A 26,746-nucleotide genomic window follows, 5' to 3' on the forward strand; every position below is an offset into this window, starting at 1 on the left:
TGACCATCCAGTCAACCTTGCGCTGTAATTTGTTGTTTCTATGTTGAAAGTGTTTCTCTAACGAAAGCGCTGCTTGGTTTTTCACGGGGCGCGCCCCATGATTTCCCTATTTGGTGAGAATTGGATAGTTTTGGTGGCGCCTTTGTTGCCATCCTGTTCTTGCCGCCGGGAGAAACACATGCAACTCGCGAATCTGAAAATCTCCGTCCGCCTGGGTCTGTTGGGCGCCTTCTTCTTTCTTGCGCTGGTGTTCGTTGGCGCGCGTGGCTGGAGCGCGCTCGACGCGGCCAGTGCGCGCAGCGCGGACGCCATGCAGCGTTCCGTCGCCTTGACGGAAGCGGTCGACGCGGCGCGCAGCGCGCAGGTGGAATTCAAGATCCAGGTGCAGGAATGGAAAAACATTCTGCTGCGCGGCGGCGATGCGGCCGCCTTCCAGCGCTACCGCGAAGCGTTTGTCGCCAGCGGCGCGCAGACGCGCAAGGAATTGAAAAGCCTGCAGGCGATGATGGGCGCATTAAAACTCGACACGGCACCCGTGGAGCAGGCGCTGCAGGCGCACGACGCGCTGGGCGTGAGCTACCTGGCGGCGCTGCAAAAGTATGACGGCGCGCGCGCCGACAGCGCGCAGGCCGTCGATGCGCTGGTCAAGGGCATGGACCGCGAACCGACGCGCCAGATCGACGCCATCGTCACGGCCATCGGCAAGCAGTCGCACGCCCTGATGGCGCAGATGAAGGAGCAGGATGATGCCGCGCACCGCAGCGCCAGCATCGCCATGCTGGCCACCGTGCTGGTGACCCTGGTCGTGGGCTCCGTCACCGTGTGGTGGCTGATCCGCAGCATCACGGTGCCGCTGGGCGCGGCCGTCGGCATCGCCCAGCAGGTGGCGGCCGGCGACTTGCGCGCCGTGGTGGCCGACGGCAGCCGCGATGAAATCGGCGACCTGCTGCGCGCCTTGAAAGCGATGAGCGGCAACCTGGCCGCCATCGTGGGACGGGTGCGCGCCGGCACGGACGCCATCGCCACTGCGTCCGCTGAAATCGCCAGCGGCAATATGGACCTGTCGTCGCGCACGGAGGAGCAAGCCAGTTCGCTGGAAGAAACGGCCGCCTCGATGATCGAGCTGACGTCCACCGTGCGGCAGAATAACGACAACGCGGACCAGGCGCGCCAGCTGGCCGGCGGCGCTTCCGACGTGGCGCAGCGCGGCGGCGAGGCCGTGGCGCAGGTGGTGCAGACCATGAGCCATATCAATGCCTCGTCGAAGCGCATCGTCGACATCATCGCCGTCATCGACGGCATCGCCTTCCAGACGAATATCCTGGCCCTGAATGCGGCCGTGGAAGCGGCGCGCGCGGGCGAGCAGGGACGCGGCTTCGCCGTCGTGGCGACGGAAGTGCGCAACCTGGCGCAACGCTCGGCCGCAGCGGCCCTGGAAATCAAGCAGTTGATCGGCGAATCCGTGCGCACGGTGGAAGAGGGCAGCGTGCTGGCCGGCCAGGCGGGGCGCACGATGGATGACGTGGTGAGCAGCGTGCAGCGCGTCAACGCCATCATCGGCGAGATCGCCGTGGCCAGCGTGGAGCAGCGCGACGGCATCGAACAGATCAGCATCGCCATCAGCCAGATGGATGGCGTGACGCAGCAGAACGCGGCCCTGGTGGAGCAGGCCGCCGCCGCCGCGGACGCGCTGCAGCAGCAGGCGGCCAGCCTGGCCGACGCCGTCAGCATCTTCAAGCTGCATGCGGCGCCGGCGCTGGCGTCGACGCCGGAACTGAAGCCGGGCCGGCTGGCGCTGGCTTAAAACGTGTACTTCGCCGTCAGCACGGCGCTGCGCGGATCGCCGAATGCATTGCCGCTGTCGATGCTGCTGATGGCCTGGTAGTAGCTGCGGTCGAAGACGTTGGTCACGCTCAGGCGCACGTCGAGCTGGCGGTTCACTTGCCAGCCCGCGTTCAGGTCGGCCACCGCGTAGCCGCCCTGGCGGATGGCGCTGTTGGTCTTGTAGATCTGGTTCTGCGCCCGTAGCGCGCCGCCGACGCGCCACGCATCGGACAGGCGATAGCTGGTGGACAGGCGCAGCAGGCGGCTGGGGCGCTCGGCCGCATAGCGCGCGCCGACGGCATTGCTGCCTTGCGCCTTGGCGTATTCGGCCGTGTTGTAGGTAAAGCCCGCGTTGACCTGCCAGCGCGGCGTCAACGCGCCGGACACGCTCAGTTCAAACCCGTCGCTGCGCACTTCACCGGCCGCCTCGGAGCAAGACAGCAGGCCGGGACCGCACTGCGTCAGCGGCAGCGCTGTCGCCAGGTTCTTTTGCACGATGCGGAACACGGCCGCCGAGGCGTTCAGCGCGCCGCCGAAGTATTCGCCCTTCACGCCCGCTTCCATGTTGATGCCCGTGACGGGATCGAGCAGCACGCCATTCCTGTCGACGGCGCTTTGCGGATTGAAGATGCTGGTCCAGCTGCCGTACAGCGAATGGTGGGCGTCGACGTCGTACACCAAGCCGGCATATGGCGTGACTTCCCGGCTCACCTTGTAGCCGGAGCGCGCGCCCGAAAACGTGTTGATGGCGCGATAGTCGTACCAGTCGACGCGGCCGCCCACCAGCAGGGCCAGCGGATCGGCCAGGCTGAAGCGGGCCGTCGTGTAGACGCCCGTCTGCTTCGTCTTGCTGTCCTGGCCATAATAGAAGGTGCCGATCGCGGGTTTCACGGGCGCGCCCGTATCCCAGCGCACGGGGTTGAAGGTGTAGCTGTAGTCGGGCACCGACTTGTAGCCCTTGTCCTCGGTATCGCGCGTGCGGTAGTTGGCGCCGAAGACGATTTCATGGCGGCGGCCCAGCAGGCTGAAAGGACCGGCTGCCTGCGCATCGACTATGCGCTGCTGGCGGTCGTAGACAAAGGCGTTGGCCGCGCTGAGGCGGAACAGATTTGTCTTCGGCACGCGGGCGATGCCCGTGACGACGGAGTCGAGTTCGTCCTGCAGCGCCTGCGCCGCCAGTTTGACCTTCCAGCCGTCGCCCAGCCGGTGTTCGAGTTCGGCGAACAGGCGCGTGTTTTTCTTGTTCCAGAAGGTCCAGTCGGGCGCGTTGCTGGCCGAGCGGTCGAGCGGCAGGAAACTGCCGTCGAGCGCCGTTGGCAAGCCGTACCACGTGGAGCCGGGATTGCGCTCGTCGTTGACGTGAAAGCCCACGCTCAGGGTCGTGTCGCGCGACAGGTCGGCATCGGCGGTGGCGTAGAGCAGGGCGCGCTTGTGGCGGTAGTTCGAGATGAACGTGTCGGTATCCTGGTAGGCGGCCACGGCGCGTCCGCGCAGGCTGCCCGCCTGGTTCAGTGCGCCGCGCGCATCGACTTCGCCGCGGTAGTCGTTGTAGCGGCCGATGCTGCCCGTGAGCGACACCTCGTTCTGCGCCGTGGGGCGCTTGCGCACGAAATTCATGGTGCCCGACGGGTTGCCCACGCCATTGAGCATGCCGGCCGCGCCGCGCAGGATTTCGACGCGGTCGTACATGGCCAGGGTGGCGAAACCGAGGGTGTCGCCGTCGGCCGACATGGTCAGGCCGTCTTCCGTGAAATTGCTGATCGAGAAACCGCGCGAATAAAAGCTGGCGCGCTCAGTGGCGCCCTTGTTCAGGCTCAGCCCCGGCGTGATATTGGCGATGTCCTCGACCGAGCGGATATTCATGTCGTCCATTTGCTGGCGTGTGACGACGCTGACCGATTGCGGCGTCTCGCGCACGGACAGGTTCAGGCGCGTGGCCGCGTTCATGCTGCCGCTGGTGTAGGAGCCGCTGCCTTCGGTGGTGGCCGAGGCAGCCTGCGCGTTGACGTGCACCTCGGGCAGATTCTGTTCCTGCTGCTGCGTCTGGCCAAGGGCTGGTGCACCCAAGGTGCCGAGAATGGCCGCGGCCATGAGGGTTGGCGCCAATGCGGCGGCCTTTCGCTGTGCGCTGTGTATTGTCATTGATTACTCCCGGTGTCGCGATGATGTGGTGGATGAAGCAGGCGGATGCCTGTTTCAAAATATGCGTCGCTGGGGGAGTGTTGCGCCTGGCTTGCCTGGCCATGCCGCTGCGGTCCTGGCGTGGGCGCAGGGACTCAGATGAATGGAGTTGACTCCCAAGAATGAGAATCATTCTCATTTTAGTGTTGCGCAGCAATTGTTGCAATAATTGGTGAGATTGTCTGTGGGAGGATTGCAACAGTGATCACGCCCCACCGTGATTGACACCAGTCAAGCGGCGCCCGATCAGGCAAATATCGCGCCGGAATTCTTATATTATTTCCTTTCCGCATGGTTCCGCGCCCGGCCGCATGGCGCGCGTTGCAAAGGAAAAGCATGTCTTCCACCTCTTGCCTGCCGGGTGACGCATGACGACGCTGCTGCTGGCGCTGTGCCTGACCCTGGCCGTGATGCTGAGCGTGCTGCTGGCCTGCCAGTGGCAGGCGGCGCGCACGTGGCGCCTGCGCCATGCGACAGGCGTGGTGCTGCAGGCGGCGCAGGCGCAGCGCATGGCAGATGCGCTGGCGCTGCTGCACGCCTTGCCTGCGGCCGTCGTCGGCACCGACCACGCTGGCGTGGTGCGCTACCTGAATCCCCGCGCCAGCGCCATGGGTGGGCTGTTAGGCGACGATGGCCTGGGCCAGCCCGTGACGCAGTTGCTGCCGCTGTTCCATGACGGCACGCCCATCGATGCGGCGCGCCAGGTGCGCGATTGTGTGGCGCAGCAGGAAGTGCTGGAAGTGGCGCGCGGCGCCGTGCTGCTGCGCCACCTCGACGGCAAGCGCATCGACGTGCAGTACAGCTGCGCGCCGCTGGCGCAGGGCGGCGCGGTGCTGCTGCTGCACGATGTGTCGGCGCGCCGGCGTGCCGAGCAGCAGCTGGAATTCATCGCCCACCACGACGGTTTGACGGGCTTGCCGAACCGGCTGCATTTCCAGATCCGCTTCGAGCACGGCATCGCCTACGCGCGCCGCCACCAGGCGTTGCTGGCGGTGCTGTTCGTCGATATCGACCGCTTCAAATCCATCAACGACAGCCTGGGGCACGACGTGGGCGACCAGGTGCTGACGGAGTTCGCGCGCCGGGTGCAGCAGTGCGTGCGCAAGGTCGACACGGTGGCGCGCCAGGGCGGCGACGAATTCATCATCCTGCTGACGGAATTGCGCACGGCGCACGATGCCGAGCGGGTGGCCGAGAAAATCGTCGGCGCCATCGCCGCCCCCTTCGTCATCGGCGAATACAGCCTGTCGGTGGCGGCCAGCGTGGGCGTGGCCCTGTACCCGGACGATGACGACGACGTCAATGCGCTGATCGAAAAGGCCGACCTGGCCATGTATGCGGCCAAGCGCCACGCGCCCGGCACCTGCCTGCGCTACGCGCCGCGCATGCAGACGCAATCGTATTCGCGCACCATCCTCGAGACGGCCTTGCGCCACGCGCTCGAACGCAATGAATTCGCCCTGTTCTACCAGCCGCGTATGGACTTGAAGACGCGCACGATCACGGGCGTGAAGGCGCTGCTGCGCTGGAAGCACCCGGAGCTGGGCCTGATGATGCCGCTCGACTTTTTGCCGGTACTGGAGGAAATCGCCCTGATCCTGCCGGTGGGAGCGTGGGTGATGGCCACGGCGGTGGAGCAGGCGCGCAGGTGGATCGCGCAGGGGCAGATGCTGACGGTGTCCGTCAGCCTGTCGGCGCGCCAGTTCTACCAGCGCGACATCGCGCGCAATTTCGCCGCCGCGCTGGAGGCGGCCGGCGTGCCGGGGCATTGCATCGAGCTGGAAATCGCCGCCGGCATCCTGATCGACCGCAACCAGAACTGCGAACTGATATTGCGCCAGTTCCGCCAGCTGGGCATGGCGATCGCCATCAGCGATTTCGGCACGGGCGACGCTTCGCTCAATTACCTGAAGCGTTTTCCCACGGATGCCGTGAAGATCGAAAAGTGCTTCGTCGACGACGTGGGCAAGCCGGGCGGCGACGGCGCCATGGTGCGCGCCATCGTGGCGATGGCGCGCACGCTGGGATTGCGCACCATCGCCGGCGGGGTGGAAAGCGGCGAGCAGCTGGAACTGCTGGCCGAGATGGGCTGCGACGAGGCGTTTGGCTATTTCCTGGGCCGCGCCATGGCGCCCGAGGGCATCGAGGTGCTGCTCAAAAGCAGTGAAGCCATTCAGAACTGATAGCGCAGCGACAGCATGGCGTTGCGCGGATCGCCGTAGTAGCCGCCCATGCCCGTCGAGTAGTACTTCTTGTCGAAGACGTTATTCACGTTCAGGGTCGCCATCAGCTGCGGCGTGACCTGGTATTGCGCCATCAGTCCCGCCACGGCATACGCCTTCTGCGTGAAGTGTTCGCCGTTCGGCCCGCGGTCATCCATGTAGATATCGCTCTGCCAGTTCACGCCGCCGCCCAGCACCAGGCCAGGCACGCCCTGCGTCAGGCGCCATGTGGTCCACAGCTTGGCCATGTTCTGCGGCTGGTTGGTCTGGATGCGCTCGCCGGCGGCGTTGCGGATGCGGCTATACGCATAGCTGGCCGTCAGCTGCCAGTCGGGGCGCAGCTGGCCCGATACTTCCGCCTCGACGCCGCGCGTGGTGGCGCCCTTCACCGTGTGATAGGCGTAGGAGCCGCCGCCCGTGCCGATGATCCAGATATTGCCCGGATCGGCTTCGGCCAGGTTTTCCTGCTTCAGCTGGAACAGGGCCGCGCTGGTGGTGAGCTTGCCGCCGAAGAATTCGCCCTTGGCGCCCACTTCGTAGTTCTTGCCTTCTAGCGGCGCCAGGAAGCGGCTGTTGACGTCGCGCTGGCTTTGCGGCGTGAAGATGCTGGTGTAGCTGGCGTAGGCCGACCAGTGCTGGCCCAGGTCGTAGACCAGGCCCGCATACGGCGTGATCTTGCCGTTTTCGCGCATGGCGTCGTACAGGTCCGTGTCGTTGAAATAATCGCTGCGGATGTCGCGCTTCCAGTACGACAGCCGCGCCCCGACAATCACCGACAGCGCGTCCGTCGGGCGCAGGCGCAGGGTCGAATACACGCCGCTTTCCCGTTCCTTGTCGTACGAGCTGCCCAGGCGCGTGCCGCTGTAGTCGGGCACCGGCATGGCGCCATGCCAGGCGTGGATATCCGGCACCGTGTAGTCGTAGCCGTCGAGGCGCCAGTTCGGGTAGATGGGGCCATTCGTCTTGAGTTCCGAGGCGCTCACGCCCAGCACCAGTTCATGCTTGCGGCCGAAGGCCTGGAACGGGCCGCTCACGTACGCGTCGAGCGAGGTCTGTTGCGGCTTGCTGTGCCAGTTGGCCAGCCACAGCTTCATGCCGCCGCCCGTCACGCGGTCCGGGTAGCCGTTGCCGGAAAAACCCTGCAGGGCGTCGTACTGGTTGCTGCTGCGGCTGACGGCCACCTTGGCGATCCAGTCGTTGTCGAAATAGTGGTCGAGCGTGGCGAACAGCATGTTCTGTTCGCGGTCATACGTGCTCCACGCGGCCGTGCCGTTCATCGAGCGGGGAAAATGGGTTTGCGAGCCGTCGGCGTAGAACACGGGGAATTCGCGCCCCGCGCCCTTGAGCTTTTCCTTTTGGTAGTTGATGCCGGCGCTGAGCACCGTCGAAGGCGACAGGTCCGCTTCGACGATGGCGTACAGCACGTCCTTTTTCTGCTGGTAGCGGTCGATGAACGAGCGCTGGTCTTCATGCGCGGCGACGAGGCGCGCGCGTACCTTGCCGTCCGCCGTCAGGGGCGTCGAGACATCGCCCTCGACGCGGTAACGGTCCCATGATCCCAGCTGCGCGCCGGCCGTGGCGGCAAACGTGCGGCCCGGGCGCTTGCGCACCAGGTTGATGGCGGCCGACGGGCTGCCCGTGCCGCTGATCAGGCCTGTCGCGCCGCGGATGACCTCGACGCGGTCGTAGATGGCCATGTCGTAGGTACGCGCTTCCAGGCTCTTGCTGGTCGGGATACCGTCGAACATGTACGACGTGACTTCGAAGCCGCGGGAAAACACCTGGTCGTATTCGCGCGTGCTCGACGAATGGTCCACCGTGATGCCGGGCGCCTGCAACAGCACGTCCTGCAGGGTTTTCAAGCCCTGGTCCTCGATCTGCTGGCGGGTGATGACGCTGACGGCTTGCGGCGTTTCGCGCAGCGACAGGTTCAGGCGCGTGGCGCTGGTCAGGCCCGCGTAGCCGCGCTTGCCTTCCGTGGTGCCGTCGCGCAGGGCGCTGGAGCTGACGGCCACTTCGCCCAGGGTGGCGGCGATCGGCGCGGCGGGCGAGGCAGCACCCGACTTGCGCAGCACATAGCTGCGTTCCCCGCTGGGCAGTGCTTCGAGGCCCGTGCCGGCCAGCAGGCGGGCCAGCGCCTGCGGCACCGTGTAGCTGCCGCTCAGGCCCGGCGTGCGCACGCCTTGCAGCAGTTCGGCCGCCGCGCCCACGCTCACCTTCGCCTCGATGGCAAAGCTGGCGATGGCGGCGGACAGCTCGCCCGCCGGCACGTTGAAGGCCGTTTGCGCGGCAACCGACGCGGCGGCGGCATCGGCTGCCATGGCCGGCGCCTGCGCCAGCGACAGCAGGAGCACGGCGCTGCCGATGGCGCGCGCGAGGGGAGTCAGACGAGGAGGGTGCATGGTCTTGCCTTTCCGGTGAGTGTCGTTGTAATACTCACAGGACAGGCAGCGGTGAAAAAAGGGGCCAATTTTGTAAGTTATTTTTTGCGGGCCGCGATGGTGACCCAGTACGGGCTGCGGTACAGCACGTCGACGGGCAGCATGCGCGCCAGGCTGTCCAGCACGGCGTCCGTGTCGTCGAGCTGGAAGGCGCCCGACAGGCGCAAGCCCGCCACCTGCGGTTCCACGCGCAGCAGGCCGGGGCGGTAGCGCGACAGCTCGAAGGCGAAGGCGTCGAGACGCATGTCCTGCGCCGCCAGCATGCCGCGCGCCCAGGCATCGGCTTGCAGCGGCGCTGGCACGGGCAGGCTGGCGTGGCTGGCGTCGAAGCGGCCCTGCTGGTTCGCCACGAGCGTGCGGACGGTGGCCGAGGGCGCGCGCGGCGTGATTTCCACCGCGTGTTCGAGCACCGTCACGCGGCTGCCGCCGTCGTCGACGCGCACGGTGAAGCGCGTGCCCAGCGCGCGGATGCGCCCATGGCAGGTGGCGACGATGAACGGGCGGCTGCCCGCGTGGTCGGGGCGCGTCTGCACCAGCACTTCGCCGCGGCGCAGGGTCAGACGGCGTTCGTCGGGGCCATACGCCACATCGACGGCGCTGTCCGTGTTGAGCACCAGGGTGCCGCCATCGGGCAAGGATATGTCGCGCCGCTCGCCCACGCCGCTGCGGTAATCGGCCAGTATCTCGTGGCGCGCCAGCAGCCAGGCGGCGGGCGCCGCCATCAGCGCCAGCAGCAGCTGCACGGCCACGCGGCGCTGCGGACGGCGCAGCACGGGCACGGCCAGCTCCGGCGGCAGCAGACCGGCGGTCTGGCTCACCTGCTGCACCCTGTTCCAGGCGCGCGCGTGTTCCGGGTCGAGCGCGCGCCACTGCGCACTGGCGGCCAGGTCGTCCGGCGTGGCCTGGCCCGACTGCTCCAGCAAATACCATTCGACGGCCTGGCGCGCCACCTTGCGCGACAGCAGAGGAGGCGGTGGCGCGGCCGCGCTCATGGCAGCAGGTCCGGCGCCAGCAGCACGCATTCGGTCAGCGCCTCGGCCATGTAGCGCTTCACGGAGCGCTCGCCGATGCCCAGTTGCGCGGCGATGTCCGCATAGGCATGGCCTTCGATCTGCGCCAGGATGAAGACGGTGCGCACCTTCGGTTTCAGTCCGTCGAGCATGGCATCGACCGCTTGCAGCGCCTGCAGGATTTGCGCGCGCTGCTCGACGGAGGGCTGGTGCTGCTCTGGCTGCGCGGCCAGCGCATCGGCCCACGCCCGTTCCAGCGACTGGCGCCGCAAGTGATTGATCAGCAGGTGCTTGGCAACGGTGGCCAGGTAGGCTTTCGGCGCGCGCAGGGCCGGCGTTTGCGGCTGTGCCGGGGCGCCGGCCAGCAGGCGCGCGAAGGTATCCTGCATCAGGTCGGCCGCATCAAAGGCATTGCCCAGGCGCCGCTGCAGCCAGTGTGCCAGCCAGCCGTGGTGCGCGCGGTAATGGTTTTCCAGCTGCGTGGGCAGCAGGGGAGAGGGCGCGAACGGACTGCCTGGCATGGTGGGGAAAACCTTAATGCAAATAAGAATTATTCTCATTTTAGCGCGATGACGGAGGTGATGCAATCCGCTGTTGCTGCGTCGCCACGCATGACCGTCGCGTGGCGGCGCAGCCAGTCCCGCTACAACACGGCCAGCGCGATGGCGGCCAGCACGGCCGCGCCGCCGATGAGGCGCGCCAGGCGCATGGCCTGGTGCGGCGCGTAGGGCAGCAGCCAGATCAGCAGCAAGCCGCAGCCCGTCAGGCTGCCGACCCAGTAGACGAGGCCGTAGCCGCCGCCGGCGATGTGCATGGCCCAGGCTAGGCCGGCCGCCAGCGCCAGCCAGCCGGCCCATTGCAAGCGGCGGCGCAGTGGCGCAGGTGGTTCGGCGCCGCGCCCGTGCAAGTCGGCGTAGTGGCGGTCCATCGCCAGGCACAGCGAGGACAGGCCTGCGTAGCACAAGGCAAAGACGAGGAAATTGGCTAACAGTTCCATCACGCGGCCTCCATCGTTTGCGCCGGTTTTACCGCGTCCGTTGCCTTGTGTGCCTTGGCCGCTTTCACGGGCAGCGGTTTCAATTTGAACGCCGCATACGCGAGGCCCAGGCCCAGCACCAGCACCACCAGGTCGAAGGCGGCCACCGCCACGGGGCCGCGCCCCAGGAACAGGGTCACGCCCAGGTGCGATTCGGTGGTGAGGACGTTCAGCACGGGCAGCGACGCCAGCAGGAAGGCGCCGGCGGCCAGCTGCATGCGCCACATGGCGCGCGACGGGCGCAGCTGGGCGATGATGGCGGCCAGGGCCCAGGCGCCGAAGAAGCAGGCGATTTCCTCCTGCGGCCGGTCTTCCATCGTCACCGACAGCAGGCGGTTGGCCCAGAAATAGGCGCCGAAGGCGATCGGGATGCCGGCGATGGCGCCGATGTTGAGCGCTTCCACCAGGCGCAGGCCGAAGCTGGCGCGCTTGCCGGCGGCCAGCGCCTTGGCCTGCTTCTGGCGCGTCTTGACGGCCCACAGCAAGGCGCCCGTGGCCACCATGGCGCAGCCGGCCAGGCCGGAGAGGAAGAACAGGGCGCGCAGCAGCGGTCCGCCGAAACGGGCGATGTGCAGGCCATACATGACGCCGTGCGTGGCGGCCGCGCCGGGCAGCGCGTCGCCGTCGGTGGCCAGCAGCTTGCCGGACACGCCATCGAATTCCAGCGACGGCTGCTTCGACGACATGTCGCGTCCGGACGCGCGCGACAGCGTCACGGTGGCGTTGGCGTCGCCCGGATTATTCACGGAGATGCGCTCGACCTTGCCGCCGCCCCAGTGCTGTTCCGCCTGGCGCACGAGGGGCGCGAACGGCGTCAGCGGCGCGGCCACGCCGGTCGCCTTGCGCTCGTCCGAGCGGCCCGGGAAGGCTTCGGCAAAGAAGGCATCCTGGTCGCCCTTGTAGGCGGCCGTGGCACCGGACGGCATGTACAGGAACATCAGGGTGACGAGGCCCGTGTAGGTGATCATAATGTGGTAGGGCAGGGCCAGCACGGCCGTCACGTTGTGCGCGTCCAGCCACGAGCGCTGGCCCTTCTTCGGCCGGAAGGTGAACAGGTCCTTGAAGATGCGCTTGTGCGTGACGATGCCGCTGATGATGGAGACGAACATGAACATGGCGCAGAAGCCCACGATCCAGCGGCCCCAGATGGCGGACATGTAGTGCAGGTCGAAATGCAGGCGGTAGAGGAATTCGCCGCCCCGCGTCTCGCGCGGCTTGGACAGCACTTCGCCCGTGGCCGGGTCGGCCTTTTCGCTATGAAAATTGCCGCGCCGTCCGCGTTTCTTTTCGCCCGGTTGCGACGGTTTGCTCCAGCCCAGCTGCGTGGCGGGATTGCGCTCGCCGGGCAGGCTGATGAACCAGCGCGTGGCGCCCGTGGCCCGCTCCTGCATCGCCTGTTGCGCGACCTTGGCCGCCACTTCCGTCGTCACTTCGCTGGCGGCGGCGCCATGCAGCTCGGGCTGCATCCACAGGGTGATTTCATTGCGGTAGTAGCTGGCCGTGCCGGCGCAAAACACCAGCAGCAAGATCCAGCAGACGAGCAGGCCGGACCAGGTGTGCAGCCATGCCATCGACTGGCGGAAACCTTCTTTCATGCGAGACTCCAGGATAGTGCGTCCATCCACTGCAGGATGGCGGCGATGACGGCGGCGGGAATCAGAAGGCCCAGCCAGGCGCGCAGGGCGCTGCGCGTGGCGAAGACCCACATCACGGCGCAGGTATAGATGGCAAACGACAGCAGGGTGGCTGTCATGACGGCTTCGGAGCGGGCCATGGGCAGGCTCACCGACAGCAGCATGGTGACCAGCGCGGCCAGCACGTAGCCGCCGACGATGGCCGCCACGCTGCGCGAAGCCACGCCGAGGCGGTACACGGCCCCGGCGGAGAGCCGCAGGCGCGGCATTTTTTCAGTGGTGGCTGGCGCTTGCATGGTCAGTCGTGATCCTTGCTCGGTGGCAGGGCCGGGCCGGCCGGCAGCGGCGTCACGCCTTGCGGCTGCACCAGGCTCAGGGTCGTCACGAACATGGCCTTGTCATAGGCTTGCGCGCCGCGCTGGCCGGCCGTCTTGTCCGTGTGCTGCACTTCCAGCACATAGGTGCCCTTCCATGGCAGCGGGAAGCTGACCAGGCCTTGCGCATCGCTCCACGCTTCCTTGCCCCAGCCCGACTGCACCACGGCGTTGACCTTGGCTTGCGCCAGCGGCTTGCCCTGGTAGCTGACCTGGAACTGGCCTGGTTTGCCGGTCGGCACCAGGTCCAGGGTCAGCGCGGGCGCTTGCGCCTTGCCGTCGGCGACCAGGCGCGCGGCCGGGACCCACACGGTGCGCGTGGCCTTGCCATCCTTTTTCTCTTCCCACGACGGGTAGTTGTCTTCCTCGACGATGATGCTTTCGCCGGCGCCCACCTTGCCATTCAGGATGAACGCGCCGGCCGTCTTGCTCGCCTGCAACGGCTGCGCGCCCTTGGCGGACACCCACGTCACGTTCTTGATGCTGAACTTGTCCAGCAAGCCGGGCGAGGCTTCGCGCAGGTTGTCGCCGAATTCTCCGAAGTACACGCTGGCCGCCTTGCCGTCCTGCTGCAGCCAGATCTGGTGCGCGCTGGCCGTGCCGGAAACGAGGGCCGCGCCCAGCAGGGCGGCGAGGGCGCCGAGGCGCGCGATGGAAGTGAGGTGCATGGTGTATGCCTTAGTTTGTGGTGAGAAACGTGGTTGTCGCAGCGGTGCAAAGTACCGGAAAGTGGCGGCGGCAGCGCCGGCCAGCGAACGTGCTCGCGCCATGAAACGACCTTTTTGCGTTATGGATATGGGAAGGCTTGCTTGGCAGGGATGCCTGGCTGGCGCAGCGTGTCATCCAGCTGCGCATCGGCCATGCCGTCCTGGCCGGTCGATGGCAGGCAGGACATGCGAGATGCAGACTCCGAACGGAATCCAAATGTGAATGAGAACTATTCTTATTATAGTGCGAGGTTGCGAGACATGCAAGAGTGTGATGTTGTAAACGCGCACGGCCACCGCAGTGACGCGGCGGCCGTGCGTGCGCGGGAGCGCGAGTTTACAGCTGGCCGCGCAGGGTCAGCATGGCGTTGCGCGGTTCGCCATAGAAGTTGGAACCATACGCGGCCCACACGCGCGTGTAGTATTTTTTGTCGAACATGTTGTTCACCGTCAACGACAGCTCCAGCGTGGGACTGAGGCGGTAGCCCGCCTGCAAGCCCACTGTGGTGACGGGGCCCTGTTCGAATTTCACGGGCCCGTTCAGGCGGTACATGCTGCTGACGCTGCGCAAGCCGCCGCCCACGCTGATCTTGTCGAGCGCGCCGGCGAGCCGGTAATTGGTCCACAGGTTGAAGTTGTGGCGTGGCGCGATGAAGGAATACAGTTGCGCTTTCTGGTCATCGCTGCCTTCGAGGGTGCGCGTGCTGGTGTAGGAATAGCCGCTCGTGATGTTCCAGCCCGGCAGGGGGCTGCCGCTCAGCTCGGCTTCCAGGCCCTGGCTGCGCATCTTGCCGGCGCCGATGGAAAACAGCGGATTGGCCGGATCGGGCATGTCGCGGTTCTCGTCTTCCATGCGGAACAGGGCCGCATGCGCATTGACGTTCTTGTCGAACAGCTCCGCCTTCAAGCCCAGTTCGAATTGCTGGCCCGTGCGCGGCTTCAGGGTTTGGCCTGCTGCGTCCGTGGTGGTCTGGGGCGAGAAGATGCGCGTGTAGCTGCCGTAGGCCGACACCTGCTTGTCGAGCTCATAGACCAGGCCCGCGTACGGCGTGAACTTGGCCCTGATGGTGTTGCTGACGTCGGTGACCTGGTTGAAATACGTATTGCGGTTGACGGCATGGTTGTCCCAGTGCGTCAGGCGCCCGCCCAGGTTGACGGCCAGCCGGTCCGTTGCCTGCAGGCGGGTGCGCGCGTACAGGCCGAACTGTTTGGTGCGGTTGTCGTTACCGTCAGTAAAAGTGTAACTGGCCTGGGGGATATTGTTATCCGGATGGTAGATGTTGATCGGGGTGACCTTGCCGCCGCCGTAGCGGAAATTCTTGTGCACCTGGCGGTAGTCGGCGCCCACGATCAGGTCGTGGCTGCGGCCGAACGCCTGGAAGGGCGTGGCCAGGTAAGCATCGAGTCCCTGCGTCTTCCAGTGGCTGCGGTAGCTCCAGGTTTTCAGGCAGCTGTCGCCCGTGACAGGGTCTGCCGAACAATCGGACCAGCCGAAACGGCGCGATGGTTCGTCCTGTTCGCGGGACAGGGCGGTCACCTTGAACTGGCCGCCGTTGTCCAGCTTGTGATCGAGTTCGGCAAAATATTCCGTGACCTTTTCCGTGATGTGGTTCCAGGCCGGGTCCAGGTAGGTGGAGCGGGGCACGTCGAGCAGGCGTCCGTCTTCATAGGCGGGCAGGCCGAAGGCGGGACGGCCCTTGTATTCCTGCCAGGTGACGCCGCCCGTCAGCACGGTGCCCGGCGCCAGGTCGATGGCCACGGTGCCGTACAGCAGCGGTTTTCCCGCATACACATGGTCTACGAAGGAGCGCCGGTGTTCATACGCGGCCACCAGGCGGCCGCGCACCTTGCCGTCCGCGCTCAGGGGGCCCGTCACGTCCGCTTCCGCATAGTAGCGGTCCCAGGAACCCGCGCTGAGCACGCCGCTGGCGGCGAAGGTGTCGCGCGCCCGCTTGCGCACAAGGTTGATGGTGCCGCCAGGGTCGCCCGCGCCCTGGAACAGGCCGGCCGGCCCGCGCAGCACTTCCACCCGGTCATAGATGGCCAGGCCGTAGCCGGCCGACAGGTCGTTGCCCGTGCTGGCGGGCGTCATCACGCCATCGACCTGTACCGAGTCAAGCGCATGGCCGCGCGAGTAAAAATTGCCGTGGTTACCGCCCGTGCTGCTCGCTTCGACGGTGATGCCCGTCACGCCGCGCATGGCGTCGTCCAGGCTCAGCAAATTCTGGTCGTTCAGCTGCTGGCGCGTCAGCACGGAGACGGACTGGGGAATGTCGCGCAGGCTTTGCCGGCCCTTGCCGATGCTCACCGCTTGCGCCGCATACGACTTCGTCAGCTCGGTATCGATGGTCGCGTCCTGGCGCGCGCTGACGGTGATTTCCGCCAGGGTCGCCACCTTGCCCGTGGCGGCGGGCGCCGGGCGGATGATGACGCTGCTGCCGTCGATGGCAGCCGTCAGGCCGCTGCCGGCCAGCAGACGCTCCAGGCTGTCGGCCACGCTGAGGGTGCCACTGACGGCGGGCGCCGTCTTGCCGGCCACCAGTTCCGGCGCAAACAGCAGTTGCAGATTGGCTTGCCGCGCCAGCTCATTCAGGGCTTGCCCCAGCGGCTGGGCGGCGATGGCCAGTTTGACGGGGGACAAGGTTTGCGCCTGTGCCAGGGGGATGTTGCCCAATGCCAGCATGGCGGCCAGGGCGAGGGGAGCGGGTGTCAGATTGAGGCGGGGGGACCACATGTTGCATTTCTCCAGGTTAATTTATTGTCGATTAACTTGGTAGACGCAGCAGCGGAGAAAATCCTCACCTGCGAATGCGAATTGTTTTCATTTATTGCAGTTGCATGGCCGGCGCCTGCGCGGCGGCTTTCGGCGCCATGCCGATGGTGCTGACGGTGCCGTTGCGGACGATCTGCACGGGCAAGAGCTGCGGCAGGGCAGCGGCGAAACGGTCCAGCTGGGTCAGGCTGAAGCTGCCGCCGATGCGCAGCCTGGCGACGGCGGGATCGCGCACGACGAAGCCCGTGTCGCCATAGCGTTCGAACTCGGCCAGCGCCGCGCCCAGCGGCACATTGTCGAAGGTGATCCTGCCGTCGCGCCACGACGCCACGCTGCCCGGGGCCAGGCTGGCGATGGCCGACAGGCGGCCGCTGGCATCGCTGCTGACGCCCTGGCCGGCCCGCAGGTCGACCCGGTCTTGCCGCGCACCCGCCACACGCACCTGGCCATGCTGCACGGCCACGCGCAGCTTACCGTCGTGCTCGAGGGTATTGCGCACGGAAAACTGCGTGCCCACCACCGTCACTGTCAGGGGACCGCTGAGCACGTCGAAGGGCTGGCCCTGCTTCGATTGCACCTGGAACAGCGCTTCGCCGTGCGCCAAGCATACTTCGCGCCGCTGGCGGTACAGGGTGACGTGCAGCTGCGTGGCCGTATCGAGCTGCAGCTTGCTGCCGTCGGGCAGCGCGACGGCCAGGCGCTGGCCGCGCACGGTGGCATACGACTGGCTGAATACGGCTTGCTGTTGCCACCACTGGTAGCCGCCCGCGCCCACGCTCAGCAGCAGCATGGCGGCGGCCGCATACGGCAGCGCGCGCAGGGAGCGCAGAAACGGGCGGCGGGGCAATGGCGCTGGCGCCGCCGGGGGCACCGCCCAGCGCGCGGCGACCTGCGGGGGAATCCGGCGCGCCACGCGGTGCGTGCTTTGCAGTTGCGCATAGGCTTCGGCATGGGCCGGATCGGCCGCCAGCCAGGCGGCAAACTCGGCCTGTTGTTGCGCATCAAGGTTGCCGTGCCGGCTGAACCAGGTGGCGGCCGCCAGCGCCACGCCATCTTGCGTGGCGGCAAAGTCGGCGTACTCGCGCAAGTCCGCCTGCTCCTGGGCAGAGGGGCCGAAATCATGGCGGGGCGAGTGGGCGGTCATGGGCGCCATTATGTGGCTTCCCGCAAAGAATGCAACTGCGCCTGGCAACTGAGCATGCCGCGCGCGATATGTTTTTCCACCATGCTCACGGAAATGCCCATGCGCGCGGCGATTTGCGCGTGCGGCAATTCCTCGAACACGTGCAGCACGAAGGCGTCGCGGCAGCGGGGCGGCAAGGCGTCGATGGCGGCCACGCAGGCTTGCCAGTCCTGGCTGCTTTCCAGCGCCTGCTCCGGCTGCAGATGACGGGGGGCGGCCGGATGCGCGGACTCCGGCAGGGCGTCGAGCTCCTCGTGCTGGCGCAAGGCGGCGCGGCGGTGCTTGTCGATCAGCAAGTTGCGCGCCGTGCGGTACAGCAGCGCGCGCGGTTCGCGCACGGCCGCTTCACCCAGCACGCGCGCATAGCTTTCCTGCACCAGGTCGGCAGCGGCCTCGCGGTTGCGCAAGCTGCGCCAGCAAAAGTTCAACAGTTCTTGGTAATAGCGTGCAACCACGGCGTCCGATGTATGAGTCCGCAGCCAGGAATGCCGCATATGAGAATGATTCTCATTATATGTCATGCCGGGATGTGGTGCTAAGCGGCTTGGCGCACCGTGGCAGATGTACAACGCTTTGCCGCTTGCCTGGCATGCGTTAACATGGGAAGTTAATATGGAGGCAAGATGGCTATACAAATCATCAATACGGCGCCGATAGCCGGCCAGCGGCCCGGCACTTCGGGCTTGCGCAAGAAGGTGGCTGTCTTCAGCGCACCGCAATACCTGGAAAATTTCGTGCAGAGCGTTTTTGACACGCTGGGCGACTGCCGCGGCCAGACCCTGGTGCTGGGCGGCGACGGCCGTTATTACAACCGCGCGGCCATCCAGACGGTGCTGCGCATGGCGGCCGCGCACGGCTACGCGCGCGTGCTGCTGGGGCAAGGCGGCATCCTGTCGACGCCGGCCGTCAGCTGCGTGATCCGCAAGCATGGCGCCAGCGGCGGCCTGATCCTGTCGGCCAGCCATAACCCGGGCGGCCCCGATGGCGATTTCGGCATCAAGTACAACATCGCCAATGGCGGCCCGGCGCCCGAAAAAGTCACCGAGGCCATGTTTGCGCGCACGCAAACGATCACCGAATACCGCATCAGCGACGCTGCCGACATCGACCTCGATACCCTGGGAGTGGTGCGCATCGAGCAGATGACGGTCGAGGTGATCGATCCGGTGCTCGATTACGCGGAACTGATGCAGCAGCTGTTCAACTTCGACGCCATCCGCGCCCTGTTCGCGGGCGGCTTGCGCATCTGCTTTGACGGCATGCACGCCGTTTCCGGCCCGTATGCGACGGCCATCCTGGAAGGCATGCTGGGCGCGCCCAAGGGCAGCGTCATCAACGGCGTGCCCCTGGAAGACTTCGGCGGCGGCCACCCGGACCCGAATCCCGTCAACGCGCAGGAATTGATCGCCATCATGGCGGCCGACGATGGGCCCGACTTCGGCGCCGCCTCGGATGGCGACGGCGACCGCAACATGATCGTCGGCCGCCGCTTCGACGTGACGCCCTCGGACAGCCTGGCCATCCTGGCCGCCAACGCCACCGTGGCGCCCGGCTACCGCGCCGGGCTGAAAGGCATCGCCCGCTCCATGCCCACGTCGGGCGCGGCCGACCGGGTCGCCAGCGCGCTGGGCATACCGTGCTACGAGACGCCGACGGGATGGAAGTTCTTCGGCACCCTGCTCGACGCGGGCCTGGCCACCCTGTGCGGCGAAGAAAGCTACGGCACGGGCTCGAACCACGTGCGCGAAAAGGATGGCCTGTGGGCCGTGCTGTTCTGGCTCAACCTGCTGGCTGAGAAAAAGCAATCGGTGGAAGAGATCGTGCGCGCCCACTGGGCGACCCATGGCCGCAATTATTATTCGCGCCACGATTACGAAGACATCGACAGCGCCGGCGCGGCGCAGCTGATGCAGGCCGTGCGCGGCCAGCTGGCCGCCTTGCCGGGCCAGGCGCTGGGCGGCTACACGGTGGCGCTGGCCGACGATTTCAGCTACACGGACCCCGTCGACGGCTCGGTGGCGACGCAGCAGGGCATCCGCATCATCATGACGGACGGCGCGCGCATCGTGCTGCGCCTGTCCGGCACGGGTACCGAAGGCGCCACCCTGCGCCTGTACCTGGAGCGCTACGCAGCCGATCCGGCGCAGCATGACTTGCCGACCCAGCAAGCGCTGGCGGGGCTGATCGCCGTGGCGGAAACAGTGGCGCAGATCCGCTCGCGCACGGGGCGCGATGGGCCGACGGTGACGACGTAAAAAAAGGGCGCCCGAGGGCGCCCTTTTTGCGTTACATCAAACCGGCATCACGCTTTCGCCGGGATGACCGCCTGGCGGTAGTTGTCCACCATCTTGTAGCGCTTCGCATACAGACCGAAGGCCAGCATGGCGACGGCGGCGAAGGCGGCGAAGAAGAACATCTGGAAGGCTGTCACGCTGATGCCGCTCTCGGCGATCTTGCCGATCACGCCTTCGTTCATGACGCTGCGGTTGACGATCAGCACCCACAGGTTGCCCACCGTGGTCGACAGGTTCCAGAAGCTCATGATGGCGCCCTTCATGGACACGGGCGCCTGGCTGTACGCAAACTCCAGGCCCGTGGCCGAGACCAGCACTTCGCCGAACGTCAGCAGCGCGTACGGCAGGATCTGCCACATGATGGAGACGGCGTTGCCGCTGTCGAGGGCCAGCTGTAGCAGACCGATGACGATCCACGCCAGCGAGGAAAAGCCGATACCGGCCGTCATGCGGCGCAGGGCCGTCGCTTCCAGGCCGAAGCGGTTCAGCATCGGGTACAGCACCAGGTTGTTGAACGGGATCAGGAGCATCACCAGCATCGGGTTCAGCGCCTGCATCTGCGCCGGCAGGAACCAGCTTGGTTTTTCCATGGTGTTCGCCTGCACGATCCACGTCGAGGCCTTCTGGTCGAACAGCGAGAAGAACGGCGTGACGAGGGCGAAGATGACGAGGATGCGCAACACGGCGCGTACGCCTTCGACGGCTTCGTCAGGGTGGATGCCGCGTGCGCGTTCCAGCTGCATGGCCGTGCCGATGCTGCCGAACGCCAGCAGCAATACCAGCGCGGTACACGCGGCAATCACGAAGCCCCATTCGGGAATGCTGTAGAACGCATACAGGGCGCCGATCACGCCGACGTAGGCCACGTACAGGCCGGGACGCGAACCGCCATCGACACGGGCCAGCAGGGCCGTGCGGGCCACGCGGGTGAACGAATCGGGATTCGGCGGCGCCGGCGGCACGTGCACGTATTTCTTGGCGCCCATCCAGAAGACGATGGTGGCGGCCAGCATCATCAGGCCGGGGATGCCGAAGGCGATCGACGGGCCGAAGTCGCGCAGGAACATCGGCATCAGCAGCGAAGCGAAGAAGGAGCCGAAGTTGATGATCCAGTAGAACAGGTCGAATACCAGCTTGGCCTTGTGCTTGTTGGTCTGGTCGAACTGGTCGCCGACAAACGAGGCCACCAGCGGCTTGATGCCCCCGGAACCGAAAGCGATCAGGAACAGGCCGAAATAGAAGCCGTTGACGCTGTTTTCAAACAGGGCCAGGCAGGCATGGCCGGCGCAATACACGAGGCTGAGCCAGAAGATGGTGTTGTACTTGCCAAAGAAGCGGTCGGCCAGCCAGCCGCCCAGCAGCGGGAAGAAGTACACGCCGATGACGAAGGTGTGGAAGACGTGCTTGGCTTCGCCCGTGCGCTGGTCGATCGGGATCATCAGCAGCAAGGTGCTGATGAGGAATGGCGTCAGGATGTTGCGCATGCCATAGAAGCTGAAGCGTTCGCAGCCTTCGTTGGCGATGATGTACGGTATTTGCCGCGGCATTTTGCCCGTGGCGGTTTGTGTCTCGGCCGATGACATTGGCTCTCCCCCAAGTTTTTTTTGTAAGTCGCGATGCTAAGGCCTGCCGCGTTTGCTTGCAACAGAAAAAACGGCCTGTCCGCTATTTCGCAGAGATTTGTAAGGTATTGATTTTCATAAAGACATTACTTTCGGCACTTGCACGCGCCGGGCGGGGCAGCCACAGCTGCATTTGCAGCATGCCATCCGATGCGGGACAGTCTTCCAGGGTAAAACCGCAACCGAGGTACAGGGTCAATGCCGCGTGGTTGTCCTGCGCCACGGCCAGGCGCACGCGGCCCAGTTCGGGAATGGCGCAGGCATGGGTGATGGCGGCCTGCACCAGTTGCCGTCCCGCGCCGCGCCCGCGCGCCTGCGGCGCCACGTACACGCCCCACAGGCTTGCCTTGTCATGCACGACGGCAATCGGTTCGCGGCGCAGGCCGGCCAGCGCGATCAATTGTTCCTCGTCGAAAGCGCCAAATATTATTTGGTGGGAAGTGGCGCGCAAGCGCTGGGCTATCTGTGCCAGCGGCAAGCCGCTTTCCGCCGCATGCGTGGTGCAGAAGGCGGCGGGCAGTTCGGCGATGCCGGCCAGGCGCAGCGCGCGGTAGGCGGCAACGTCGTCTGGCGCGAGGGGACGGACAGTGATGGCTGGCATGTGGGCGAGTATCGGGCTTCGATGCCAGAAAGTAAAGCTTGCGCTGCAAGGCAAGCTTCCCTGGCCATCGCGCCCGTCGCCGGCGCAGGGGCCTTACTGCGTGGCGACGCGCTGCATGGGCGCATTGTCCTTGCGCCATTGTTCCAGGCTGATCAGCTCAGCGCTGACGATGTCGTCGACGAGGATGCGCTTGCCGTCGGGCGAAACGACGAAACTCTCCCACCGGTGCGCCACATCGGGCGTGCTTTCGAAAAAGCTCAGCTGATAACAGGCGACGCCATCGACGAGGCGCGTCTCGGGTGACGTTTCCATCACGGCACCATGGGCGCGGCCGCCCGACGCCTTTTCGATATGCGCCGACCAGGCCTTGATTTCCGGCAAAGCCATCAAGGCATCGATGGCGCGCGCGTTCTGCTCCGGCGCCGCCGTCTGGCTGCTCGCGGCGGGGGCATTGTCTGCCTGCGGCGCGGATTGCTGGTGCAGGTAGAAAGCGCCGAGCCCGGCGGCCAGCAAGCCGGCCAGGATGCCGGCGATGATGGTGGTTTTGGAAGAGGAGGCGCGTGGCGGCATGATGGTGAGCATGGGAAAGAGGGACGATGGCGGCCATGCTAAAGCAAAACGCCCAGGCCGGCAATCGCCGGGCTTGCCAAACGGGTTTGCGAAACGGGTTTGCCAAATCACCAGGCGAAAAAAAGCCACCTTCCGTAGAAGGTGGCTTTCGGGGCCGCCGGGAGGCGCTGGCAGCTTTTGGTCTGCCAGCCCTGTCCCTGCGTATGCGGCCAGTCGCGCCGTCGCCTGCGCGACTGGCCGCCGGACATTACATCATGCCGTCCATGCCGCCCATGCCGCCCATACCACCCATGCCGCCGCCCATGCCGCCGCCTGCTTTGTCGTCAGCGATTTCGCAGACCATGCAGTCGGTCGTCAGCATCAGCGAAGCGATCGAAGCGGCGTTTTGCAGCGCCGAACGGGTCACTTTGGCTGGGTCCAGGACGCCCATTTCAACCATGTCGCCATACGTGCCGTTGGCAGCGTTGTAGCCGTAGTTGCCCGAGCCAGCCAGTACGGCTGCCACGACGACCGAAGCTTCTTCGCCAGCGTTTTGCACGATCATGCGCAGTGGCTCTTCCATTGCGCGCAGGACGATCTTGATACCAGCGTCTTGATCAGGATTGTCGCCCTTGACCGTGATGTTGGCGCGTGCGCGCAGCAGGGCTACGCCGCCGCCTGGCACGATGCCTTCTTCCACGGCAGCGCGGGTTGCGTGCAGTGCATCTTCAACGCGGGCTTTTTTCTCTTTCATTTCGACTTCGGTGGCTGCGCCAACCTTGATCACGGCAACGCCGCCAGCCAGTTTGGCGACGCGCTCTTGCAGTTTTTCACGGTCGTAGTCCGAGGTCGCTTCTTCGATCTGTACGCGCACTTGTTTCACGCGTGCTTCGATCGAGGCAGCTTCGCCGGCGCCATCGATAACGATGGTGTTTTCCTTGCCCACTTCGATGCGTTTCGCTTGGCCCAGTTCGGCCAGGGTCACTTTTTCCAGGGTCAGGCCGACTTCTTCAGCGATCACTTGGCCGCCGGTCAGGACAGCGATGTCTTCCAGCATGGCTTTGCGGCGGTCGCCGAAGCCAGGGGCTTTCACTGCGCAAGTTTTCAGGATGCCGCGGATGTTGTTCACAACCAGGGTCGCCAGCGCTTCGCCTTCGATGTCTTCTGCGATGATCAGCAGTGGACGGCCAGCTTTTGCGACTTGTTCCAGTACCGGCAGCAGGTCACGGATGTTCGAGATTTTCTTGTCGCACAGCAGGACGAATGGGCTGTCCAGTACGGCAACTTGTTTCTCTGGGTTGTTGATGAAGTATGGCGACAGGTAGCCGCGGTCGAACTGCATGCCTTCAACGATGTCCAGCTCGTCGTTCAGTGACTTGCCGTCTTCTACGGTGATGACGCCTTCTTTGCCGACTTTTTCCATCGCTTCAGCGATACGCTCGCCGATCGAGTAGTCCGAGTTCGCCGAGATCGCGCCAACTTGGGCGATTTCCTTGGTCGTGGTGCAAGGACGGGCGATTTTCGCCAGTTCTTCGACGGTGGCTGCAACAGCCTTGTCGATACCGCGCTTCAGGTCCATCGGGTTCATGCCGGCGGCAACGAACTTCATGCCTTCGCGCACGATGGCTTGTGCCAGCACGGTCGCGGTGGTGGTGCCGTCGCCGGCGTTGTCGCTGGTGCGGGAAGCAACTTCCTTGACCATTTGCGCGCCCATGTTCATGAGCTTGTCTTTGAGTTCAACTTCTTTCGCTACCGATACACCATCCTTGGTGACGGTAGGGGCGCCGAACGAGCGCTCCAGGACCACGTTGCGGCCTTTCGGGCCCAGCGTTACTTTGACTGCGTTGGCGAGGATGTTGACGCCTTCGACCATCTTGGCGCGCGCTGCGTCGCCGAATACTACTTCTTTAGCTGCCATGTTCAATTCTCCTGAGTTTCGGGATGTATCTGTCTACAACGTGGAAACAATTACTTGACGACGATCGCCATGATGTCTTCTTCGCGCATGACCAGCAGCTCATCGCCGTCAACTTTGACGGTTTGGCCGGCGTACTTGCCGAACAGGACGCGGTCGCCCACTTTGACATCCAGAGGACGGACTTTGCCGTCGTCGAGAATCTTGCCATTGCCTACGGCAAGGACTTCGCCTTGATCCGGTTTTTCAGCAGCTGCATCAGGAATGATGAGGCCGGACGCAGTTTTGGTTTCCTGGTCGAGGCGTTTGACGATGACGCGATCGTTCAATGGGCGCAGATTCATACAAAACTCCTTAAAGTTCAATGGATAAGTGTTGCTAAATGAATACATGCCTGGCGCAGCGCCAGGCGTGCTTTCAGTGACCGCCGTTGAAAGCAGCCCGCAACGGTCAAGCAAACCCCATGGCATCGAGTGCGTGCCGGCGCTGGGCAGTGGTGGCATCGCGGCGTCGCCCGCCGCGTAGCGTTCCCTGCTGTTGTCCGGCATGCACCATCATGTCCTGAGGATTGCTACGAAAGAGTTTGTTAGCACTCTCTACTAACGAGTGCTAATTATAGGGACGGTAGGGGGCTTATTCAAGGGGAACATATAGATAGATGCTGAGCAGAGCCTGCATCTACACAGGGTTTGCGCCAGCACAAGCCTCGTTCCCGGGCGTCAGCAACAGGCGCGACTCTAGCATGTCGTTCGGAGAGGGGGTGTTCCTGTACGCACAGGAAACAGAGTTTGACTATGAAATTTGATAAGATGATTGCAATTGCATATCAATATCGCCACATATCACCGCTCGCGCCAGAAAGAACACCATGCCATTCCCGCTTTCCCGTCCCGCCCTGCGCCTGCTGGGTGCCACCGTCATCGGCTTCGCCTGCCTGGGCAATGCCGCCGCGCAAACGCCCACCATCGTCGATGAAATCACCGTGGCGGCCCTGACCCCGCTGGAAAAGGACATGCTGCTCAATGACTTGTTCAACGACTTGAACAAGGATGACGACGACCAGGAAGCCCATGTGTGGGACAACGGCGGCAACCGCGGCGTGCTGGTGAAAGTCACGTATAACTTCAGCAATTCCGGCATGACGGAGCACAGCCTGAAGGCGCACGTCTGCCGCGACCTGAAATTCGTCGTCACGGCGGGCGGCAAGTCGCAGGACCTGAGCCGCCGCACCTGTTCGCAAAACAGCGGCAACTGGGATGTGCAGGGCAAGGATCCGGCGCCCGTCGTGTATCCGCCATTCCTGTCCGACGTGACCATCGCCAAGCTGAATGCCAAGGAAAAACAAGCCTTGCTGACGGCTGCCGTGCGCACCTTGAAGGATGAAGAGGATGGCAAGACGCGCCAGTGGAGCAACAAGGGCCTGGGCAATGCGGTGCCGCTGGCAGTGCGCCTGACGCCCTCGGGAACGGACGCCAAACCTGGCAGCTACCGCAGTACTTGCCGCGACTTGACGATGGTGCTTGACGGCAAGAGTGGACAACAGACGCTGACGCGCCGCTCGTGCGAAAACCGCTATGGCGGACTGGATATCGAACCCGATTACGTCGACGAGTAAAACGCCGCCATCGCGGCGCTGGCGGATGCGTGCAGATGGCGAAAAGCGCCGGAAAAAGCGTGTATTGTCCGCCAACTGCCCTTCATTGATGTAAATATGTGTGACAGCGGCGTGATTCGATTGACGCCCATGGAGCGTCCGCCCTATAGTGGCGGGATGATTTCCGAATTCAACGAATTATCCGACAAAATAGGTCTGCTGGCCGAAATGACCCATGCGCTGCGCCGTGAAAACGCGCAATTGCGCAAGGACAATGCCGCGCTGGCCGCCGACAACGCCCTGTACGTGCAACGCATGCGCGAGGCGCAGGAGCGGGTGGAAGCGTTGCTGGAAAAAATTCCCGAACTGGTGCAAGCTGGCCTGGAGCAAGCCGCTTCGGAAGCGGGCGCCTATATTGCCGAGAACGAGAAGGAAGCGTAATGCCGCGTGTCGATGTCAATATCATGGGCCAGTCCTACAGCATGGTGTGCCGCGACGGCGAAGAGCGCGCGCTGCGCGAAGCGGCGATCTATCTCGATAGCAAAATGAAAGCCATCCGCGACGCGGGCAAGGTCAAGGGCAACGATCGCATCGCCGTGCTGGCCGCCCTGGGCGTGGCTGCGGAATTCCTGTCCGTGAAGTCGCCGCAAGGTCCGCTGTCGGAATTGACGATACTGGAAGTGAAGCAGAAAATCTCGGCCATGCACACAGTATTGGATAGTGCTCTGACGCCCCAGGAAAACCTTTTTTAAGCGCGTACGCGACGATTTGTCTTTGCGATGCGCG

Annotated in this window: 22 protein-coding genes; 6 read left to right on the plus strand and 16 right to left on the minus strand. The window is 65.0% G+C overall.

Annotated features, from left to right (window positions below):
• Positions 1 to 178: 178 nt before the first annotated feature.
• Complete coding sequence (locus tag VPH40_RS22955; RefSeq protein ID WP_328574606.1) at positions 179 to 1,804, plus strand: methyl-accepting chemotaxis protein; 1,626 nt, start codon at positions 179 to 181, stop codon at positions 1,802 to 1,804.
• Here VPH40_RS22955 and VPH40_RS22960 read toward each other — a convergent pair.
• Positions 1,801 to 3,915: a TonB-dependent siderophore receptor gene (locus VPH40_RS22960; protein ID WP_328574607.1), complete on the minus strand. Its 2,115-nt coding sequence runs from the start codon at positions 3,913 to 3,915 to the stop codon at positions 1,801 to 1,803. The genes VPH40_RS22955 and VPH40_RS22960 overlap by 4 nt on opposite strands.
• Positions 3,916 to 4,373: 458 nt before the next feature.
• Here VPH40_RS22960 and VPH40_RS22965 point away from each other — a divergent pair, with 458 nt between their 5' ends.
• Positions 4,374 to 6,188, plus strand: coding sequence for a putative bifunctional diguanylate cyclase/phosphodiesterase (locus VPH40_RS22965; RefSeq protein WP_077408092.1), 1,815 nt, complete (start codon positions 4,374 to 4,376; stop codon positions 6,186 to 6,188).
• On the opposite strand, the gene VPH40_RS22970 is transcribed toward VPH40_RS22965, so the two are convergent.
• From VPH40_RS22970 to VPH40_RS23015, 10 genes are all read right to left on the minus strand, one after another.
• Positions 6,179 to 8,629, minus strand: a complete 2,451-nt coding sequence (locus tag VPH40_RS22970; RefSeq protein WP_328574608.1) for a TonB-dependent siderophore receptor — start codon at positions 8,627 to 8,629, stop codon at positions 6,179 to 6,181. The two genes, VPH40_RS22965 and VPH40_RS22970, sit on opposite strands and share 10 nt — an antisense overlap.
• Positions 8,630 to 8,706: 77 nt before the next feature.
• Positions 8,707 to 9,660 carry a FecR domain-containing protein gene (locus VPH40_RS22975; RefSeq protein WP_328574609.1) on the minus strand — a complete coding sequence of 318 codons (954 nt, stop codon included), beginning with the start codon at positions 9,658 to 9,660 and terminating at the stop codon, positions 8,707 to 8,709.
• Complete coding sequence (locus tag VPH40_RS22980; protein ID WP_099666753.1) at positions 9,657 to 10,199, minus strand: sigma-70 family RNA polymerase sigma factor; 543 nt, start codon at positions 10,197 to 10,199, stop codon at positions 9,657 to 9,659. Before VPH40_RS22980 ends, VPH40_RS22975 begins: the two co-directional genes overlap by 4 nt.
• Positions 10,200 to 10,321: 122 nt before the next feature.
• Complete coding sequence (locus VPH40_RS22985) at positions 10,322 to 10,675, minus strand: DUF3325 domain-containing protein (protein ID WP_328574683.1); 354 nt, start codon at positions 10,673 to 10,675, stop codon at positions 10,322 to 10,324.
• Positions 10,675 to 12,309, minus strand: a complete 1,635-nt coding sequence (locus tag VPH40_RS22990) for a PepSY-associated TM helix domain-containing protein (protein WP_328574610.1) — start codon at positions 12,307 to 12,309, stop codon at positions 10,675 to 10,677. The genes VPH40_RS22985 and VPH40_RS22990 overlap by 1 nt, the downstream gene beginning before the upstream one ends.
• Positions 12,306 to 12,644, minus strand: coding sequence for a DUF3649 domain-containing protein (locus VPH40_RS22995; protein WP_251350631.1), 339 nt, complete (start codon positions 12,642 to 12,644; stop codon positions 12,306 to 12,308). The genes VPH40_RS22990 and VPH40_RS22995 overlap by 4 nt, the downstream gene beginning before the upstream one ends.
• Positions 12,645 to 12,646: 2 nt before the next feature.
• Entirely contained in the window at positions 12,647 to 13,390 is a 744-nt protein-coding gene (locus VPH40_RS23000; RefSeq protein WP_305062623.1) for a DUF4198 domain-containing protein, read from the minus strand.
• Between the two features lie 376 nt (positions 13,391 to 13,766).
• Positions 13,767 to 16,163 (minus strand): TonB-dependent siderophore receptor, encoded by a 2,397-nt coding sequence (locus VPH40_RS23005; protein WP_328574611.1) that lies wholly within the window; start codon positions 16,161 to 16,163, stop codon positions 13,767 to 13,769.
• Between the two features lie 91 nt (positions 16,164 to 16,254).
• A complete protein-coding gene (locus tag VPH40_RS23010) occupies positions 16,255 to 17,355 on the minus strand; it encodes a FecR family protein (protein ID WP_328574612.1) in 1,101 nt (366 codons plus the stop codon).
• Positions 17,355 to 17,840, minus strand: coding sequence for a sigma-70 family RNA polymerase sigma factor (locus tag VPH40_RS23015; protein ID WP_180278703.1), 486 nt, complete (start codon positions 17,838 to 17,840; stop codon positions 17,355 to 17,357). The genes VPH40_RS23010 and VPH40_RS23015 overlap by 1 nt, the downstream gene beginning before the upstream one ends.
• A gap of 168 nt (positions 17,841 to 18,008) precedes the next feature.
• On the opposite strand from VPH40_RS23015, the gene VPH40_RS23020 reads away from it, so the two are divergent.
• Positions 18,009 to 19,640: an alpha-D-glucose phosphate-specific phosphoglucomutase gene (locus tag VPH40_RS23020; protein ID WP_328574613.1), complete on the plus strand. Its 1,632-nt coding sequence runs from the start codon at positions 18,009 to 18,011 to the stop codon at positions 19,638 to 19,640.
• A 47-nt stretch (positions 19,641 to 19,687) separates the two neighbouring features.
• Here the strand turns inward: VPH40_RS23020 and VPH40_RS23025 are convergent, their stop codons facing one another.
• The 5 genes from VPH40_RS23025 to groES form a co-directional block, all read right to left on the minus strand.
• Positions 19,688 to 21,226, minus strand: coding sequence for a POT-type proton-dependent oligopeptide transporter (locus VPH40_RS23025; protein ID WP_171985176.1), 1,539 nt, complete (start codon positions 21,224 to 21,226; stop codon positions 19,688 to 19,690).
• A gap of 118 nt (positions 21,227 to 21,344) precedes the next feature.
• Complete coding sequence (locus VPH40_RS23030) at positions 21,345 to 21,902, minus strand: GNAT family N-acetyltransferase (RefSeq protein WP_099666761.1); 558 nt, start codon at positions 21,900 to 21,902, stop codon at positions 21,345 to 21,347.
• A gap of 93 nt (positions 21,903 to 21,995) precedes the next feature.
• Positions 21,996 to 22,472, minus strand: a complete 477-nt coding sequence (locus tag VPH40_RS23035) for a hypothetical protein (RefSeq protein ID WP_305062618.1) — start codon at positions 22,470 to 22,472, stop codon at positions 21,996 to 21,998.
• 247 nt (positions 22,473 to 22,719) lie between these two features.
• On the minus strand, positions 22,720 to 24,369 hold the full coding sequence (gene groL / locus VPH40_RS23040) for a chaperonin GroEL (RefSeq protein WP_034786546.1): 1,650 nt from the start codon (positions 24,367 to 24,369) through the stop codon (positions 22,720 to 22,722).
• Positions 24,370 to 24,419: 50 nt separating this feature from the next.
• On the minus strand, positions 24,420 to 24,710 hold the full coding sequence (gene groES, locus VPH40_RS23045) for a co-chaperone GroES (protein ID WP_010400979.1): 291 nt from the start codon (positions 24,708 to 24,710) through the stop codon (positions 24,420 to 24,422).
• A 524-nt stretch (positions 24,711 to 25,234) separates the two neighbouring features.
• Here groES and VPH40_RS23050 point away from each other — a divergent pair.
• The 3 genes from VPH40_RS23050 to VPH40_RS23060 all read left to right on the plus strand — a co-directional run bounded on the left by VPH40_RS23050 (position 25,235) and on the right by VPH40_RS23060 (position 26,712).
• Positions 25,235 to 25,981 (plus strand): hypothetical protein, encoded by a 747-nt coding sequence (locus tag VPH40_RS23050; protein ID WP_328574614.1) that lies wholly within the window; start codon positions 25,235 to 25,237, stop codon positions 25,979 to 25,981.
• Between the two features lie 129 nt (positions 25,982 to 26,110).
• The gene (locus tag VPH40_RS23055; RefSeq protein WP_306558416.1) at positions 26,111 to 26,401 is read left to right on the plus strand and encodes a DUF904 domain-containing protein; all 291 of its coding nucleotides are present in this window, start codon (positions 26,111 to 26,113) and stop codon (positions 26,399 to 26,401) included.
• On the plus strand, positions 26,401 to 26,712 hold the full coding sequence (locus tag VPH40_RS23060; protein ID WP_034747344.1) for a cell division protein ZapA: 312 nt from the start codon (positions 26,401 to 26,403) through the stop codon (positions 26,710 to 26,712). Before VPH40_RS23055 ends, VPH40_RS23060 begins: the two co-directional genes overlap by 1 nt.
• Positions 26,713 to 26,746 lie beyond the last annotated feature (34 nt).

Source organism: Janthinobacterium sp. P210005, assembly GCF_036231865.1.
Classification (GTDB): Bacteria; Pseudomonadota; Gammaproteobacteria; order Burkholderiales; family Burkholderiaceae_D; genus Janthinobacterium; species Janthinobacterium kumbetense.